The organism is Clostridium thermobutyricum (assembly GCF_000371465.1).
In the GTDB taxonomy this organism is placed as follows: Bacteria; Bacillota; Clostridia; order Clostridiales; family Clostridiaceae; genus Clostridium; species Clostridium thermobutyricum.
The window spans coordinates 691,006-708,949 of record NZ_KB850956.1; the positions used below are offsets into that span (position 1 = coordinate 691,006).

Genomic DNA, 17,944 nt, shown 5'->3' on the forward strand with positions numbered 1-17,944 from the left:
AGCGAATTTTACCAAATTATTAATCAAATGCCTAATATTCATATATGATTAACAAAATATATGTTAATAAAATATGTATTTTATAAAGAAAATAGCAAGAAAATTATAATATGTCAAAAATAAAAATAAAAGAAATAAAAAATAAACACACCATTAAGGTGTGTTTATTTTTGTTCAATAGTTAAATTATGAGTTAAAACTCTAACTTTTTTAATTCTATTCTTATCAACTTTTTCGACTATAAATTTTACTCCATTGATTATAATTTTATCATTTGGGCTAGGAATGCCACCAATAGTTTCTATTATTAACCCTCCTATTGAATCAAATTCATCTGATTCAATATTAATTCCTATAAATTTACTTAAATCATCTAATCGAGCACTACCATCAACTATGTATTCATTATCTTTTATAGCTGTCATCATATTATGTTCTTGATCATATTCATCTTCAATTTCTCCAACTATTTCTTCAATAAGGTCTTCTATAGTAGCAATACCAGCAGTGCCACCATATTCATCTAGTACCACTGCCATATGATTTCTAGTTTTTTTCATTTCAGAGAATAATTCAGCTATTTTTTTAAATTCAAATGTAAAAAGAACTTCTCTAATATAATTAGTAAGATTAAAATCTTTATCTATATCATCATTTATTATAAGATCTTTGACATTTAAAACTCCGATTATATTATCTATATTTTCATCATAAACTGGAATTCTTGAATACTGATCATTTTTTATAACTTTTAAAACTTCCTCATAGCTACTGTTTTTATTAATAGCAGTTATATCTAATCTTTGAATCATAACGTCTTTTACATGTAAATCAGCAAAATCAAAAACATTAAATATCATTTCTTTTTCTACATCTTCTAAAATACCTTCTTCTTCACTAACATCCATCATTGTTTTTAGTTCTTCTTGAGTTAAAAGAGATTCGGATGCTTTAGGATCAGCTCCACATAAACGAATAAAGATAGAAGAAATAAAGGTGAAGATAATAACAAAAGGCTTAAAAAGTAATACACACATATTTATAGGTTTTGAAACTCTTAAAGATATTTTTTCAGATTTTTGTTTTGCAATAGTTTTTGGTGTTATTTCACCAAAAATAAGTACTAATACAGTTGTAATAGCAGTTGATATAGCTACTGCTGTATCGCTACCGTGTAAAAGTTTCACTGATAATGATGTTGCTATAGAAGAAGTAGCAACATTTGAAATAGTATTTCCTATTAAGATAGCTCCAAGAAGTTTATTAGGATTTTCTATTAAACGTTCAACAAGCTTTGCTTTTTTTACTCCAGAATCAGCCATATGTCTAATTTTTATTTTGTTTAGAGACATTAATGATGTTTCTGCCATAGCAAAAAAAGCTGAAAGAATAAGAAATACGATTAGTAATATAATTTCTCCGGTATAACTAGAGTCCAAGTATCATCACACTCCTAAAATTTTCATTAGTATTATAAAAATTATAAGTAAATTCATCACAATATACAAGCTATAATAATTGAAATAATTTATAAGATATATCTAGATATTTATAAAATAAAATTAAATGTGTATAAGTAGTCATTAAATTTAAATACCATTTACAATAGGGGATTTAAAGATAAAAAAATAAGAAAACTTATAGAAATAAAAGATTAATATAGTGATGTATACATATATAGTAAAAATACAGTTGAGTTTTAAAATAAAAAAATGAAATTAGATTTATAAAAGTAAGTATTGAATAGAGAGTAAAATTGATCTGATAATAAATATCAAAAAAACTATATAGCTAAAATTGAAAATTATCATTATATATCATTTTTTTTGATAAATAGGTAAACCGGTTAACAATACAAAAAAATAATATGTAAGTCAAGCATTGAATACAATATCAAGTTGTTAAAAATAGCTTGGAATTTATGAATATTTTTATAGAACCTGCTAAAAAGAACTAAAAAAAAGTACAATATGTAAATAGTGTACAAAAAAAATAAAAAAAATATTAAGAAAATATCAAAAAAATGGAATAAAAATATATATGTTTTGATAAAAAATAGGATTTTATATTTATTTTAATTTTCTAAAAAATACTTTTAAAGTTAAAAAATACAATAAAAATTAAACGTAAAATTTTAAAATATAATAATTAATATTTTATTCATTATATACAAAGCTTTATATTACAACATGTTAGAAGTTTTATGGAAAAAAATGAAACTTAGAAAATTTAAAAAAATGACGAATCAGTAAAATGTGAACGTAAAATATAAAATGTTATAAATTTTATAAAAAATTTTTTGATAGTTAAATTTTAAATATTAGTGGTTTATAATCAAAGTTGTAATCAAACAATGTTAGGAGGAGATGTTCTTGAGAATTACAATGCGTGAACAAGAGAAGCTTATGATCGTTGTTGCAGCTGAAGTTGCAAGAAGAAGAATGAAAAAAGGTCTTAAGCTAAATTATCCAGAATCTGTTGCTTTAATAACAGATGAAATAATGGAAGGTGCTAGAGAAGGTAAAAGTGTTACTGATCTAATGGACGAAGGAAGAAAAATCTTAACAAGAGATCAAGTAATGGAAGGAATTCCAGAAATGATACATACAGTTCAAGTAGAAGTAACTTTCCCTGATGGAACTAAACTAGTAACAGTACATGATCCAATTCAATAATAGTAAGGAGGTTAAATTATGATACCAGGTGAAATAATTTTAGGTGAAGGAACTATAAAATATAACGAAGGTAGAGAAGCTATCAAGATAAAAGTTAAAAATGAAGCTGATAGACCGGTTCAAGTTGGTTCACATTTTCATTTTTATGAAGTTAATACAGGATTAAAATTTGATAGAGAAAAAGCTTACGGAAAGAGATTAGATATACCAGCTGGAACAGCAGTTAGATTTGAACCAGGTGATGAAAAAGAAATTAGTCTAATTGATATTGCCGGAGTTAGAAGAGTATACGGATTAAATAACCAAGTAGACGGATACTTAGATGAAGGGAGAAGAAAGTAATGAGTTTTGAAATAGATAGAAAACGCTATGCTGATTTATTTGGACCAACTAAAGGTGACAAAATAAGATTAGCAGATACTGATCTTTTTATAGAAATAGAAAAAGACTTAACTGTTTACGGAGATGAATGTAAGTTCGGTGGAGGAAAATCTCTAAGAGATGGAATGGGACAAAACTCTATTGAAACTAGAAAAAATCCTAAAGTAGTTGACTTAATAATTACAGGAGTAACAATTCTTGACTACACAGGAATTTATAAAGCTGATATCGGTATTAAAGATGGTAAAATAGCTGCTATAGGAAAAGGTGGAAACCCATTAGGAATGGATAATGTAGATTTCATAGTAGGTGTTAGTACTGAAGCTTTAGCAGGAGAAGGATTAATCTTAACTGCTGGTGGAATTGATACACACGTACACTATATTAGTCCAGATTTAGTTAGAGTTGCATTAGAAGGTGGAATAACTACTGTAATCGGTGGTGGAACTGGTCCAAATGATGGAACAAATGCTACAACTTGTACTCCAGGTGCTTGGAATATAGAAAGAATGATCCAATCAGCTGAAGCACTACCAATAAATATTGGATTCTTAGGAAAAGGTAGTGGAGCTAACGTAGAAGTTAATGGAGAACAAATCGAAGCTGGAGCTTGTGGATTAAAAATTCACGAAGACTGGGGAGCTACAAAATCAGCAATAGATTATTCACTTAGAGCTGCTGATAAATATGATGTTCAAGTTTCAATCCATACTGATACTTTAAATGAAGCTGGATTCGTTGAACATACTATAGATTCAATTGAAGGAAGAGTAATACATACATTCCATACAGAAGGAGCAGGTGGAGGACATGCGCCAGATATCTTAAAAATGGCATCATATCCAAATGTTTTACCAGCTTCAACAAATCCAACAAAACCATATACAAAAAATACTATAGCTGAGCACTTAGATATGTTAATGGTTTGTCACCATTTAGATGCTAAAGTACCAGAAGATATAGCATTTGCTGATTCAAGAATAAGAAAACAAACTATAGCTGCTGAAGATATTCTTCATGATATGGGAATATTCAGTATGATGAGTTCAGATACAATGGCTATGGGAAGAATTGGTGAAGTTGTAACTAGAACTTGGCAAACAGCTAGTAAAATGAAAGTTCAAAGAGGGGTTATGAAAGGTGACAAAGAAAATTCTGATAACAACAGAGTTAAGAGATATGTTGCTAAATATACAATAAACCCTGCTATAGCTCAAGGAATAAGTGAGTATGTAGGATCTGTTGAGGTTGGTAAAGTAGCTGACTTAGTTCTTTATGAACCAGCATTCTTCGGAGTTAAACCTAAAATGGTTATTAAAGGTGGAATGATTAACAACTCAATTATGGGAGAAGCAAATGCTTCAATTCCAACTTGTCAACCAGAACTTCCAAGATCAATGTTTGGAGCTTATGGAAAAGCAATGTCAAACACTTGTATAACATTCGTTTCTCAATATGCTTATGAACATGGAATCAAAGAAAAATTAGGATTACAAAAAGAAGTATTACCTGTTAAAGGAATAAGAAACTTAACTAAAGAGGATATGAAACTTAATGGGGAAATGCCTAAGTTAGAAGTTGATCCACAAACATATGACGTAAAAGTTGATGGTGAATTAATAACTTGTGAACCAGCAGATAAATTACCTTTAGCTCAAAGATACTTCTTATTCTAAGAGAGGAGAAGAAAAGCAATGATTTTTGAAAGAGTATTAGGAAATGTAGAAAATACTAATGTAGATGGATGCCACGTGGAAAAGGTATATCTAAATAATGAAGAAATGCTAAAAAGAATAATTAGAGTTACTTCAGATCACGGAAATGATTATGGAATTTCACTTTCACAAGGTGAAAAACTTAGAGATGGAGATATTCTAATGAATGATGGATACAATGTAGTTGTTGTAAAATTTAATTCAGAAGATGTTTTAGTAATAAAACCAAAAGATATGAATCAAATGGGAAAAATAGCTCACTATATTGGAAACAAACATTTACCTGCTCAATTTATTGATGGAGAAATGATAATCCAATATGACTATGTTGTTGAAGAAGATCTTAGATTAAGAGGAATAGATTTCTCAAGAGAAAATAAAGAATTAAAAGAGGCATTTAAGCATGTTGACTTCGCACACAAACACTAATTTAAAAGTGTTGCAGATAATGCAACTTTGTGATTCTAACTTCCCAATAGGATCATTCAATCATTCTTATGGAATGGAAACTTATCTTAGAGACAATAGAATTAAAAATACTGAAACTTTTAGATACTGGATAACAGCATTTTTTAAGAATCAGTTTATGTATAGTGATGGTCTTTCAATTAAGTTTTTATATGAATACTTAAAAAAGAAAGATACTAAAAAAATATTAGAATTAGATAGAAAAATAACAGTTCAATGTATGGCATATGAAACAAGAAACGGAAATAAACTTGTTGCTAAGAGAATGTTAAGTTTATTTTTAGATCTATATGATTCTAATTTATTAAAAAAATATTCTGAGAAAATCAATAAAGGAAAAGCTTTTGGTCATCCAGCATTAGTATTTGGAATGCTTATGTATGAGCTAGAAATAAAGTGTGAGGATGCTATACAGTACTATATGTATAGCACTGCCTCAACTTTAATACAAAATGCAGTTAGAACAATACCTTTAGGACAAAAGGATGGGCAAATACTTTTAAAAGAGTGCTCAGAAAGCTTTGATAATCTTACAAAAATTATTAATGAATTAGATGAAGACATGTTTGGAGCTAACGTACCAGGTATTGAATTAGCTCAAATACAACATGAAACATTAATATTTAGATTATTTATGTCATAAAAAAAGAAAGGTAGTGATTTTATGAAACCAGTTGTTATAGGTGTAGGAGGACCAGTTGGAAGTGGTAAAACACTTTTAATTGAGAGACTAACTAGACAAATGAGTAAAGAGTATGAATGTGCAGTAATAACTAATGACATTTATACAAAAGAAGATGCTAAATTCATGGTAAAAAATTCTGTATTACCAGAAGATAGAGTAATAGGAGTTGAAACAGGAGGATGTCCTCATACTGCTATTAGAGAAGATGCTTCAATGAACTTTGCTGCAATTGAAGAATTAAAAAATAAATTTAAAGATTTAGAAATAATATTCTTAGAAAGTGGTGGAGATAACTTAGCAGCTACTTTCAGCCCAGACTTAGTAGATTTTTCATTTTACATAATAGACGTAGCTCAAGGAGAAAAAATTCCTAGAAAAGCTGGTCAAGGAATGATAAAAAGTGACTTATTCATAATAAATAAAATAGATTTAGCACCATATGTTGGAGCAGATTTAGAAGTAATGAAACAAGATACATTACACTTCAGAAAAGAAAATACTTTCATGTTTACAAACTTAAAAACTGATGACGGATTAAATTCAGTTATTGATTGGATAAAAAGAAACTGCCTTTTAGAAGGAATGTAGTCTTATGAAGTCAATAAATACAAAACATGAAAATAAGGAAAATTATGATGCTTATATTGATTTAGTTTTAGCTAAGAGCGGAAATAAGACAATAACAACTACAAGAGCTTATGATGGAGTAATGAGAGTTTCACCAACACTTCATTTAGATAGAGAAGAAATATCAACTTATTTCTTAATTCAAATAGGTGGAGGATATGTTGAAGGTGAGAAATTCTTAAACAATATAGAAGTTAAAGAAAATGCTAGAGCTATAGTTACAACTCAAGCATCAGCTAAAATCTATAAATGTGAAAATAAGCTTGAAACATATCAAAAAACTAATATAAAACTAGATAAAAATAGTATATTAGAATTTGTAACTGATCCTGTTATTCTTTATAAAGATGCAAAATATAAGCAAGAAAATAATATATATATGGATGAAACTTCAACATTCATTTATACAGATGGTATAACTTCTGGATGGTCTCCAGATGGACAAGATTTTAAATATGATAGAGCAAAGTTACAGACTAATTTATATTACAATGGAGAACTTGTTTTATTAGATAATCTAGTTATGGAGCCAGCTAAATATGATATAAGTCATATTGGATATTTAGAAGGATATTTAAATTTTGGAACTCTATTAGTAGTAGACAAAAAGATTGATAAGAAATTCATAGAAGAAATGAGAAAAGAATTAGAAAATGTTGATCTTGATGTTAACTTTGGAGTTTCTTCATTAGAAGTTAATGGATTTATTCTTAGAGTTATTGGAAATATGACTCAGGATATAGAAAAAGTTATTAGTATTTGTCATGACTATGTGAGAAAAGAATTATTTAATTCAATTCCACTAGTTATAAGAAAATATTAGTTAAATTAAAGGTTATTATAATAACCTTTAATTTAGAAATTATATTTGGATTTTAAAATTTAATATTTAAGGAGGAATTATTATGTTAGGAGCAGTCCTTTTATACGTAGGATTCGTTTTAATGATAAATGGTATAGGTACTTTAACAAAAATACCACCAAAATCAACAGCAGTAATGAATATATTCACAGGAGCATTATCAATAGTTATGAACTTTGGTTCATTACTTATTGCACAAGCTCAAGGTGGAACTAATATGTCAGCATTTTATGCAGATGGAACAGGATTATTATTTGGATTTACATATTTATTTGTAGGAATTAATTCAATATTTGACCTTGATAATAGAACATTTGCATGGTATTCATTATTTGTTGCAATTACTACTATTCCAGCTGGTGTACTTCAATGGAGAGAAGGCGGAATTTGGAACATTCTTATGGCTATTATTTGGTGGGCATGGGGAGTCCTATGGGTTACAGCACCAATAGAAACACTTTGGGGTAAAAAGCTTGGTAAATTTACACCTTGGTTAAGTATCATTGAAGGTATATTTACTGCTTGGGTTCCAGGATTCTTAATCTTAATAAGCATTTGGAAATAAGATTTTAAAAATTAAATTACCATATCAACTGATATGGCAATTTAATTTTTACATATAGTATTAAATGCTTTTAAGCATTTAATACTAATTAACTATAGACATATAACAATGAACTTAAAAATTAGAAAATATAGAAGAAAGGATGATTTTTTTGTTTAACGAAATTATACATAGTAATGAAACATTTATGATTATTTCTACTATATTAGTATTTCTAATGACTCCTGGATTAGCATTTTTCTATGGAGGACTAGTAGAAAAGAAAAACTCACTTACAATAATGTTACAAATCTTCTTAGCTATAGGAGTTGTAGGACTTTTATGGATATTTGGAGGATTTAGTTTAGTATTTGGTAAAGATATACACGGAATTATAGGTAATCCACTTCAATATTTTGGATTTAAAAATATAACTTTTAATGTAAATGCACAATATGGTTCAACTATACCATTTTTATTATTCTTTATGTATCAATTAATGTTTGCTATAATAACTCTACCATTAATGACTGGAGCTATGGCAAACAGAATGAAAATTGGAGGATGGGTAATCTTCCTTATAGTATGGATGATATTAGTTTACTTCCCAGTTGCACACTGGGTATGGGGTGGCGGATTCTTAGCTAAAATGGGATTCGTAGATTTTGCTGGAGGAACAGTAATCCATGCTACAGCAGGATTCTCAGGACTTGCTGCAATTTTTATTCTTGGAAAAAGAAAAGTTATTTCAGGAAAAGCACCTTTTAATTTAGGACTAGTAGCAATTGGTACAGCTTTATTACTATTTGGTTGGTTTGGATTTAACTCAGGTGGAGTTTTAGCAGCTAATGGATTAGCTTCTATAGCATTCACAAATACTGGTGTTGCAGCAATAACTTCTATGATTGTTTGGACAATAATAGTTTATATAGAAACTAAAAAATTCTCTTTATTAGAATTATTTGTTGGAGCAGTAGCAGGATTAGCTACAATAACTCCTGCTTCAGGATATGTAACTCCTGATTCAGCAGTTATTATTGGAGCAGTAGCAGCTATATTCTGTTTTGCTTGTGTAAAATTTGCAAAGAAAATGAAATGGGATGACGCATTAGATGTATGGGGAACTCATGGTATGGGAGGAGTTCTAGGAACTCTTGCTGTTGGTGTATTTGCAAATAGCTTAGTTAATGGAGTACATGCAAGTGTACATCAATTCCTTATCCAATTATTTGGTGTAGTACTTGTTTCAGTTTATGCTTTTGTTGTAAGTTTCATAGTTATAAAAATAATGGACAAAGTATTAGACATAAGAACAACTGAAGAACAACAAAGAATAGGATTAGACAAAACTTTACTTGGTGAAGAGTATAGTATAGATGATTAATAAGAAACCTCAATGAATTTATATTCATTGAGGTTTCTTATTAATAAATAAATTAAATATATATTTTCATTATTTATGAATGTATTATTTATAATATAGCTTTAAATTTATCTGAACACTTTGATGGAGTAAATTGAATTATTTCAAATTCAGCTAAATCTTTCTTAAAGAACACATCTTCTTTTATTATTTCCATAACATCTTCTTTATTTTTTTTATTACAAAGTATAATTCCACCATTTCTAGGTGTTTTTCTTCCAGAGCATAAAAAATTATTTTCTTTAAAATTTTTATCTAAATATTTTATATGCTCTTCTAAATTTTTATCAATTATATCCAAATTTACTTTATAAGTTAAGTTTATAATAAACATACTTGTAAACCTCCTAAAAATATATTATCATTATATAGTGACCGCGGTCACTATATAATATACTTTTTATAAATAAATGTCAAGCAAGCTTATTAAAGGGAGAATTAAGATGGAATCTATATCTAGAAAAAGACAAGGTGAATTAACTAAAGAAAAGATTTTTAAAAATGCTGTTAGATTAATTAAACAAAAAGGATATAATGATGTAACTGTAAGTGAAATTTGTAAAGAATCTGGAGTTTCTAAAGGTGGGTTTTATGTTCATTATAAATCTAAAGAAGATATTGTAAGAGAAAGTTATTATATTAATATGAATGATTATATTAATGATAGATTTTCAAAATTAAATAAAAAAACTTTATCTATTAAAGATAAAATAAAAATATTTTTAAATTTAGAATTAGAATTTGCTGAATATATAGGATATGAATTAACATGTTTATCTTATATTATGAATTTAAATGAATGCACAAAAGGTGAAAGCAAACATTTTGAAAAAAGAGAGTTTTCATCTATATTAAAAGAGTGTATTTTAGAGGCTAAAGATCAAGATGTACTTAAAGAGGACTTAAGTATTGATGAAGCATTTTTATTTATTGAGAGCGGAATTAGAGGGTTTATGGCGTCTTGGTGTTTTTCTAATAATAAATTTAATATTTCTTTATTAGGTAAAAAATATATAGATACAATTATTGAAAGCATTTTAATATAAATTATAATTTCAAATAATATGGAAAAATTTATCTGATATTTGCAAATCTTCATTTAATATTATATAATAATTATTATTAAGAGAGATTAGGAGAGAAAATTATGGAAAACAAAATATTAGAAATTGGAAATATGGCACCCCAGTTTAAAGCTATGGGTTCAGATGAAAAAGAGCACAAATTAAGTGATTATAGAGGGAAAAGAGTTATACTTTATTTTTATCCAAAAGATAATACTCCAGGATGTTCTTTAGAGGCTCAAGATTTTAAAAAATATAATGAGCAATTTATAGATAAGAATACGGTTATAATAGGAGTAAGTAGAGACTCATTGAAATCACATAATAAATTTATAGAGAAATATGAATTACCTTTTCTTTTAATATCTGATGAAAGTGAAGAAGTATGTAATCTTTATGGAGTTATGAAAGAAAAAAATATGTTCGGAAAAAAAGTTTTTGGAATAGAAAGAAGTACTTTCATAATTGATGAAGAAGGAAAGATAGTGGATATTTATAGAAAAGTAAAAGTAAAAGGACACGTAGAAGAATTATTAAATAAATAAAACAAAAAGACTTATGAAAGGATAGTTTTTAATTAGCCTTTCATAGGTCTTTTTTATGTAATTTAAATTTTATATAATTGCAAAAATCGCCATTCCAATTGAGAAAATAATTGGAGCTAATATAACAGTTATTATACCATTAACACCAATGGCAAGGGAACTCATAGCACCTTCAGTTTCACCAATTTCTAATGCTTTTGTTGTACCAACAGCATGTGATGAAGTACCAAGGCAAAGTCCAACGGCAATTTTGTTTTTAATTCTAAATATTTTTGTGATAAAAGGTTGAATTATAGCACCTATAATACCAGTTGTAATAACAGCAAGAACAGTTACAGGAACTAAACCGTGAAGCTCTGCAGTTACTGATATTGCTATAGGAGTAGTTACTGATTTAGCCATTAATGAGGCAATCATTTTTTTATCTAATCCTACAAAGTGTGAAAGTAATAATATTGATATTATTCCTCCGCCGCTTCCACAAATAATTCCAACAAATATTGGAATAGCATTTTCCTTTAATCTATCAATTTGTTTATATAAAGGAACTGCTAATACTACAGTTGATGGTGCTAAAAATAGATTTATAAATCTTGCTCCATCATTATAAGTTTTAAAACTTATATGGAATACTAATAAAAATCCTATTACTAAAATTATGGCAATTAGCAAAGGATTGAATATTGGTAAATTTGTTTTTCTATATAATAAAACACCGATCTCATATGCTATAAGTGATATAACAATACCAAATAAAGCATTATTTATAATGATATTTGAGATAGTTGACATTTTTTACACTCCTTTTTAGTATGCCTATTTAATTTCTTTTAAATTCTTTTGTTTTTTCTTGTCCATTTTATTTGCAATAGCTTGAACTACCAATCCAGTGATTGTCATTGTTACAGCAGTAGTTACTAAACAAACTATTAGAATCTGAACAATATTAGCTTTTATTAAACCGAAAGAGTTCATTACGGCAACCCCAGCTGGTAAAAAGAAAAAAGCTAAATGGTCTAGGAAGAAATTACTTATTGTATTTATTTGCTCAAGTTTTATTATCTTTAAGCAAAGGGCTATAAATAATAAAATCATTGCAATTATATTCCCAGGGATAGGTACATGGGTTACAGCAGTAATTACTTCACCAATAATATATAATATTAAAATTATTAATGCTTCTCTAAATAGTTTCACTTGCTGTTCCTCCTTTACTATAATTTCATTAATACTGTATCACTTAAAGTTAACTAAGTAAATAAACTAAAAATGACAATAATAAAAGATTACATCATGAAAACGATGTAATCTTTTTATTGAAACTCTGAAAACCCCCATATCTAGAGGGTTATAGAGAAAAAGAGTTAAGAAAAATAATTTACTTTTTGTTCACAAAATATGCTTCTAAAATGCTAATTCCTTTATACATAAGAAAAGCGATAATTGACAAAATGACAATGCTCATCATTACCATGTCTAATTGTGATATTTGACCACCATAAACTATTAAGAAACCTAGTCCTTCTCTAGCTACTAAGAATTCTCCCATTATAACACCTACCCAAGATAATCCAAGGTTTATTTTTAATGTTGATATTATCACAGGAACAGAAGCAGGTAATATTAAATATCTTATTATCTGAAGTTTAGAAGCTTGGAATGTCTTCATTAAAAGAAGTTTTTCAGGGTCTATTTCATTAAATCCAGTTAATATACTTAAAATTGTAGTTACTATAGATATCAATAATGCCATAGCAATTATTGCTGAAGTTCCGTTACCAATCCAAAATAAAATAATAGGTGCTAGTGCAACTTTAGGCAATGCATTTAAAACAACTAAATATGGGTCTAATACTTTTGATACTTTAGGAAACCACCAAAGTAATATAGCTACTAAAGTTCCTATTAAAGTACCTAATAGAAAGCCTAAAATAGTCTCATATAAAGTGATTCCTATATGAGTTAATAATGTTCCATCTCTAAGAAATTCTAAGAATGAATTGACCATTCTAGTAGGTGAAGAGGTAAGGAAAGGATCTATGATATTTAGTCTAGCAAACAGTTCCCAAAATAAAATAATTATGACTAGAATTAAGCATCTAAAAAATGTTATTTTTCTTTTTCTTTTTTTAATATTTTGTAAATAAAGTGTATGCTCGTTGCTCATAATTTAATCCTCCATTTCAGTCCAAATATGATTGAAGTAATTCTTAAATTCAGATGAGCTTCTTCTTTGGAAAGGTGTAAGTGATTTATCAAAAGAAATATCTATAATTTCTTTAATATAAGCAGGCCTTTTACTTAGTAATATAATCTTGTCCGAAGTTGAAATGGCTTCACTTATATCATGAGTAACCATAACAGCTGTTTTTCCTTCAGATTTTATTATTTCGTGAATGTCATTACAAACATTTAGCCTAGTTTGATAATCAAGAGCTGAAAAAGGTTCATCTAAGAAAAGAATGCTAGGTTTTAAAGCTAGAGTTCTAATTAAAGCTACTCTTTGCCTCATACCTCCAGAAATTTCAGATGGTTTATGATCTTTAAATTTTTCTAAATCATATTTTTTTATTAAGCTCTCTACATAAGATATATTTTCATCATTTAATACTCCTTTAATTTTTAAACCTAAAGTAATATTATTAAATACTGATGTCCAAGGGAACAAATGATCCTTTTGAAACATATATCCTATCTTATCTAAATTATTTTTTAAAGGACTATCATTAAATAGTATAGAGCCTTCAGATGGGACTAAAAGTCCACTCATTATATTTAATAAAGTAGACTTTCCACATCCAGAAGGGCCTAATATGCATATATAATCTCCTTCATCTACAGTAAAACTAATATTTTTGATTGCCTCTATTTCGCCTTTTTCTGAATGATATCGCATTTTTATATTATCTATTTTTAATAAACTCATGTAAAACTCCGTTATTAATCAGTTTTTACATTTTCAGCAAAAGTATTATCAACGATATCAGAGAAAGCAGGTGTCTTTTTAATTAGGTTACTATCATAAGATTTTATTACATCTATAAGATTATTTAATCCTTCTTCACTTACTTTAGGATCTTTAGCTAAAGCATCAATTTTCTTATAGTTATCTATAACATTTATCATTATATCCATATCAGTACCAGGGAAAAATGAGATTATAGATTCAGCTATTTCTTTAGATGAATGAGAATGGAACCATTCTTGTCCTTTAGCTATAGCATTGGTAAATTTTTGAATTGTTTCTGGGTTATTTTCCATATAAGATTTAGAGGCAAAAAAGCAAGTATAAGTCATATTTCCTGCAGATTCACCAATTGAAGCCACTATTTTAGCATTTCCTTCTTTTTCAAGCATAGAAGCAGTTGGTTCAAAAAGTGCAACATAATCTCCAGTACCAGATTTAAAAGCACTTGCAGTAGCAGTAAAATCTAGATTTGTAAGTAACTTAACATCTGATTTAGGATTAATATTATTTTTTCTCATAACATATTCAAGAGCCATTTCAGGAACACCACCAGGTCTTCCACCAATTATTTCTTTTCCTTTTATATCAGACCATTTAAAATCTTTATCATTTCTTCCAACTAGAAATGACCCATCTTTTTGAGTAAGTTGTGCAAATAGAACAGGTAAATCTTCACGACCTTGATTATAAATATAAATTATTTGTTCAGGTCCGCAAAAACCAATATCAGCATTTTTAGAAAGGACATTTTGCATTACTTTATCAGCACCTTGTCCAGTAGAAAGATCTATATTTAATCCTTCTTCTTCAAAGAATCCTTCATTTATGGCTATATACATAGGTGAATAAAAAACAGAACGAACAACTTCATTTAATCTAACTGTTTCTTTAGAAGAAGTTTTATTATTAGAACAACCACCTATAAAAACTATAGACATTATTAAAACTAATAGAGTAGATAAAATTTTTATTTTCTTTTTCATATTACATATCCTTATTATAATAATTAATTTTAATTTATGATATGACATCAAATGACAAAATGTTAAAATAAAAAAATTAGATATGCATCAATTTATGCATATCTAATATATTATTTAGATAATTCTTTATTTTTTTCTTTTATAGTTTTACTTAAATGTTGAATTCCTATAGATATTATAATGCAAATTAATACTACTGTTACACAGGATAATATACAGCTAAATAAAGTATTAAAATTGAGATATGGTAACATAGTATTAGCTACAGTTCCATGAAATAAATACATATAAAGAGACATTTTCCCTAGTGAAGAAAGTGGTGTTCTTTTTTGTGGTATTATTGAAATTAAAAACCCACCTAGTAAAAAAGCACCAATATAGTGGAATGCTCTACAAAATAAAGGAAAAAGTCCTAAATCAATAAAATGCTCATAATTTGTATATTCAAATAGTAAATCTACAGGAATATAGTTTTGTAAGAAATAAAGTATAATTAATATGATAATAGATCCAGTTAATAAGTAATTTCTATATTTTTTTATAGTTTCTATATATTCACGCTTAAACATCATACCAGCGATAAAGAATGGAAGAAAGAAAAATGTTCTAGAAAAGCTTCCATTGCTTCCTACACTAGTATCAAAACCTATTACAAGTGAAAATATTATTGAACCTATAAGCCATAATTTTTCATTTTTTATATAATCCGAAATTATATACCAAGCGGTTAAAGATAATAAATACCAGAATGTCCATTGTGTTGCAAGTAAAGTAAAATCTAATTCTCCGTGAAGTATATAATTGTAATATGCAACATAAAGGATTTGGGCTAGTACATATATGGTAAATATGTGTTTAACTTTTTGAATTGTAGTTCGCTTACTTCTTTTTGAAAAATATCCCGAAACAAAAGTAAATACAGGCATATGAAACATATATAAAAATAATATAAAATAATGTACATTTACATTAGTAGGAGAGGCTAATTCTAAAGTGTTACCTATTATGACAGCTATAATAAGAAATCCTTTTAAAGTGTCAAAGAAATAGTCTCTTTTGTTAATAGAAATTTCCAATATAAACCCTCCTTGTTAAAAAAGTTCACAAAAACTTAATTTATTGTAAATTATATAATAAAAATAATTAATGTACAAACCTAATATTGGAAAATACATCGAAAGAAGTTTCCTATAAAATATGATATTATATATAAAAGAAAAATATTACGAGGTGATAAAATGATAAAAGCTGTTTTATTTGATTTAGATGGGACACTTTTAGATACAAATGAATTAGTGTATAGAAGTTTTAATTATATATTTAATGAGAAACTAAATTTAAATTTTGATAAAAATAAAATAGGAGAAAATTACGGAAGACCTTTAGAAGAGTCTTTTTCTAAAATAACAGAAAATAAAGAAGAAATAGAAAATCTTATTAAAGAATATCGTAAATATAATTTAGAAATTCATGATGATCTTTGCAGACCTTTTATTGGAACAGAAATACTTTTAAAATTTTTAAAAGAGAATGGAATGAAAATAGGTATAGTAACTTCTAAGAAAGAGGATGTAGCTAAAAGAGGATTAGAAATATCTAATCTTATGAAATATATAGATATTTTTGTAAGTACAGAGCACACTAAAAAGCATAAGCCAGATGGAGAACCTGTTATTTATGCTTTAGAGAAATTAGGAATAAAAAGAGAAGAGGCAATAATGGTAGGAGATAGTCCTTATGATTTATTAAGTGGTAAAAATGCTGGAGTTAAAACTTGTGGAGTAAATTATACAATGATAGATATAAATGAACTTAAAAAAGTAAATCCAGATTATTTTATTGATAATCCAACAGATTTAATAAAAATTATTGAAAAGGAAGGGTTTTAATGAACATTCAGATATTTGGAAGAAAAAAATGCTTTGATACAAAAAAGGTTGAAAGATATTTTAAAGAGAGAAGAATAAAATATTCATTAATTGATTTAGATGAAAAAGGAATATCAAAAGGTGAATTAAATAATATTAAAATATGCATAAAAATAAATGATTTAATTAATACAAATGCAAAGGACTATAAAAAATCTAATTTAGATAAAATAAGAGCAGCTGAGATGAAAGAAGAAATACTTCTTAAAAATCCAAAGCTTATAAAATCACCTATAGTTAGAAATGGGAAAGATGCAGTTTTAGGATATAATGTAGATAAGTTTAAAGAATGGGAGTCAAGTTATGAGCAAAAGAAAATTTAAGGGAAGCGTAGTTTTAAACCCAGTACCAGTTGTTATGATTTCAACTAAAAATAAAGAGGGAAAGGAAAATGTTTTTACAGTTGCTTGGACTGGAACAGTATGTACAAAGCCTCCAATGTTATCAATATCAGTAAGACCTAGTAGATTATCTTATGAATATATAAAAGAAACTATGAGTTTTGTTGTTAATATACCAAGTTCAGATATGGTTAAGAAAGTTGATTATTGTGGAGTTAGAAGTGGAAGAACAAATGATAAGATAAAAGAAATGGGATTTACTATGATACCTTGTGATGATATCGAAGGAAGTTACATAAATGAATGCCCTATATCAATTGAATGCAAAGTGAAAAGTATAGTTCCTTTAGGTACTCATGATATGATAATTGCTGATGTATTAAGTTCTCATATAGATGAGAGCCTTATGGATGAAAAAGGTAAAATACATTTTGAAAAAGGTGATTTAATTACATATTGTCATGGAGAATATTATAAAATGCCTCAAAATTCAATTGGGAAGTTTGGATATTCTGTTATGAAGAAAAAAACTCTAAAAATTAAAAATCAAGAAAAAAAATCTAAAGGTGAATTAAAAGAAAAAGATAATAAAAAAGATTCAAAGAAAAAATCTAAAGATGAAAAAAATAGTAAGAAAAAGATTAATAACTTAAAAAATAAAAGTAAAAGTTCTAGTATTTCAAAAAAGAATTCAAAGAAAAAAAGAAAAATAAAATAAGCAGCATTTTGCTGCTT

At 27.2% G+C, this 17,944-nt stretch carries 22 protein-coding genes; 14 read left to right on the top strand and 8 right to left on the bottom strand.

What is annotated here, in order from left to right; all coding sequences use genetic code 11:
- Positions 1-164: 164 nt before the first annotated feature.
- Complete coding sequence (locus HMPREF1092_RS03055) at positions 165-1,439, bottom strand: hemolysin family protein (RefSeq protein WP_002597135.1); 1,275 nt, start codon at positions 1,437-1,439, stop codon at positions 165-167.
- Positions 1,440-2,372: 933 nt separating this feature from the next.
- Here HMPREF1092_RS03055 and HMPREF1092_RS03060 point away from each other — a divergent pair.
- From HMPREF1092_RS03060 to HMPREF1092_RS03100, 9 genes are all read left to right on the top strand, one after another.
- Positions 2,373-2,675 (top strand): urease subunit gamma, encoded by a 303-nt coding sequence (locus tag HMPREF1092_RS03060; protein WP_002596961.1) that lies wholly within the window; start codon positions 2,373-2,375, stop codon positions 2,673-2,675.
- Positions 2,676-2,693: 18 nt separating this feature from the next.
- On the top strand, positions 2,694-3,017 hold the full coding sequence (locus HMPREF1092_RS03065) for an urease subunit beta (protein WP_002597136.1): 324 nt from the start codon (positions 2,694-2,696) through the stop codon (positions 3,015-3,017).
- Entirely contained in the window at positions 3,017-4,732 is a 1,716-nt protein-coding gene (gene ureC, locus HMPREF1092_RS03070; RefSeq protein ID WP_002597137.1) for an urease subunit alpha, read from the top strand. The genes HMPREF1092_RS03065 and ureC overlap by 1 nt, the downstream gene beginning before the upstream one ends.
- Before the next feature lie 18 nt (positions 4,733-4,750).
- Positions 4,751-5,200, top strand: a complete 450-nt coding sequence (locus HMPREF1092_RS03075) for an urease accessory protein UreE (protein ID WP_002597138.1) — start codon at positions 4,751-4,753, stop codon at positions 5,198-5,200.
- The gene (locus HMPREF1092_RS03080) at positions 5,175-5,882 is read left to right on the top strand and encodes an urease accessory protein UreF (protein WP_002597139.1); all 708 of its coding nucleotides are present in this window, start codon (positions 5,175-5,177) and stop codon (positions 5,880-5,882) included. The genes HMPREF1092_RS03075 and HMPREF1092_RS03080 overlap by 26 nt, the downstream gene beginning before the upstream one ends.
- Positions 5,883-5,903: 21 nt before the next feature.
- Entirely contained in the window at positions 5,904-6,512 is a 609-nt protein-coding gene (gene ureG / locus HMPREF1092_RS03085) for an urease accessory protein UreG (RefSeq protein WP_002597140.1), read from the top strand.
- Between the two features lie 4 nt (positions 6,513-6,516).
- Positions 6,517-7,374, top strand: a complete 858-nt coding sequence (locus HMPREF1092_RS03090) for an urease accessory protein UreD (RefSeq protein ID WP_002597141.1) — start codon at positions 6,517-6,519, stop codon at positions 7,372-7,374.
- Between the two features lie 82 nt (positions 7,375-7,456).
- The gene (locus HMPREF1092_RS03095; RefSeq protein WP_002597142.1) at positions 7,457-7,978 is read left to right on the top strand and encodes an AmiS/UreI family transporter; all 522 of its coding nucleotides are present in this window, start codon (positions 7,457-7,459) and stop codon (positions 7,976-7,978) included.
- Between the two features lie 151 nt (positions 7,979-8,129).
- On the top strand, positions 8,130-9,341 hold the full coding sequence (locus tag HMPREF1092_RS03100) for an ammonium transporter (RefSeq protein WP_002597143.1): 1,212 nt from the start codon (positions 8,130-8,132) through the stop codon (positions 9,339-9,341).
- 88 nt (positions 9,342-9,429) lie between these two features.
- Here the strand turns inward: HMPREF1092_RS03100 and HMPREF1092_RS03105 are convergent, their stop codons facing one another.
- The gene (locus HMPREF1092_RS03105; RefSeq protein WP_002597144.1) at positions 9,430-9,714 is read right to left on the bottom strand and encodes a YciI family protein; all 285 of its coding nucleotides are present in this window, start codon (positions 9,712-9,714) and stop codon (positions 9,430-9,432) included.
- A gap of 109 nt (positions 9,715-9,823) precedes the next feature.
- Here HMPREF1092_RS03105 and HMPREF1092_RS03110 point away from each other — a divergent pair, with 109 nt between their 5' ends.
- Together HMPREF1092_RS03110 and HMPREF1092_RS03115 are read left to right on the top strand one after the other, a co-directional pair.
- A complete protein-coding gene (locus HMPREF1092_RS03110; RefSeq protein WP_002597145.1) occupies positions 9,824-10,426 on the top strand; it encodes a TetR/AcrR family transcriptional regulator in 603 nt (200 codons plus the stop codon).
- A gap of 101 nt (positions 10,427-10,527) precedes the next feature.
- Positions 10,528-10,989, top strand: a complete 462-nt coding sequence (locus HMPREF1092_RS03115) for a peroxiredoxin (RefSeq protein ID WP_002597146.1) — start codon at positions 10,528-10,530, stop codon at positions 10,987-10,989.
- Positions 10,990-11,058: 69 nt separating this feature from the next.
- On the opposite strand, the gene HMPREF1092_RS03120 is transcribed toward HMPREF1092_RS03115, so the two are convergent.
- The 6 genes from HMPREF1092_RS03120 to HMPREF1092_RS03145 all read right to left on the bottom strand — a co-directional run bounded on the left by HMPREF1092_RS03120 (position 11,059) and on the right by HMPREF1092_RS03145 (position 16,016).
- Positions 11,059-11,781 carry an LrgB family protein gene (locus HMPREF1092_RS03120; RefSeq protein ID WP_002597147.1) on the bottom strand — a complete coding sequence of 241 codons (723 nt, stop codon included), beginning with the start codon at positions 11,779-11,781 and terminating at the stop codon, positions 11,059-11,061.
- 24 nt (positions 11,782-11,805) lie between these two features.
- On the bottom strand, positions 11,806-12,186 hold the full coding sequence (locus tag HMPREF1092_RS03125) for a CidA/LrgA family protein (protein ID WP_002597148.1): 381 nt from the start codon (positions 12,184-12,186) through the stop codon (positions 11,806-11,808).
- Positions 12,187-12,367: 181 nt separating this feature from the next.
- The gene (locus HMPREF1092_RS17075; RefSeq protein WP_002597149.1) at positions 12,368-13,156 is read right to left on the bottom strand and encodes an ABC transporter permease; all 789 of its coding nucleotides are present in this window, start codon (positions 13,154-13,156) and stop codon (positions 12,368-12,370) included.
- A gap of 3 nt (positions 13,157-13,159) precedes the next feature.
- Positions 13,160-13,915, bottom strand: a complete 756-nt coding sequence (locus HMPREF1092_RS17080) for an ABC transporter ATP-binding protein (RefSeq protein WP_002597150.1) — start codon at positions 13,913-13,915, stop codon at positions 13,160-13,162.
- A gap of 14 nt (positions 13,916-13,929) precedes the next feature.
- On the bottom strand, positions 13,930-14,940 hold the full coding sequence (locus tag HMPREF1092_RS03140; RefSeq protein WP_002597151.1) for an ABC transporter substrate-binding protein: 1,011 nt from the start codon (positions 14,938-14,940) through the stop codon (positions 13,930-13,932).
- A gap of 110 nt (positions 14,941-15,050) precedes the next feature.
- Positions 15,051-16,016 (bottom strand): acyltransferase family protein, encoded by a 966-nt coding sequence (locus tag HMPREF1092_RS03145; RefSeq protein ID WP_002597152.1) that lies wholly within the window; start codon positions 16,014-16,016, stop codon positions 15,051-15,053.
- 162 nt (positions 16,017-16,178) lie between these two features.
- Here HMPREF1092_RS03145 and ppaX point away from each other — a divergent pair, with 162 nt between their 5' ends.
- The 3 genes from ppaX to HMPREF1092_RS03160 are packed head-to-tail and all read left to right on the top strand — an operon-like array spanning position 16,179 to position 17,927.
- Complete coding sequence (ppaX, locus tag HMPREF1092_RS03150) at positions 16,179-16,829, top strand: pyrophosphatase PpaX (protein ID WP_002597153.1); 651 nt, start codon at positions 16,179-16,181, stop codon at positions 16,827-16,829.
- Entirely contained in the window at positions 16,829-17,191 is a 363-nt protein-coding gene (locus tag HMPREF1092_RS03155) for an arsenate reductase family protein (protein ID WP_002597154.1), read from the top strand. The genes ppaX and HMPREF1092_RS03155 overlap by 1 nt, the downstream gene beginning before the upstream one ends.
- Complete coding sequence (locus HMPREF1092_RS03160; RefSeq protein WP_002597155.1) at positions 17,172-17,927, top strand: flavin reductase family protein; 756 nt, start codon at positions 17,172-17,174, stop codon at positions 17,925-17,927. The genes HMPREF1092_RS03155 and HMPREF1092_RS03160 overlap by 20 nt, the downstream gene beginning before the upstream one ends.
- Positions 17,928-17,944: the final 17 nt, after the last annotated feature.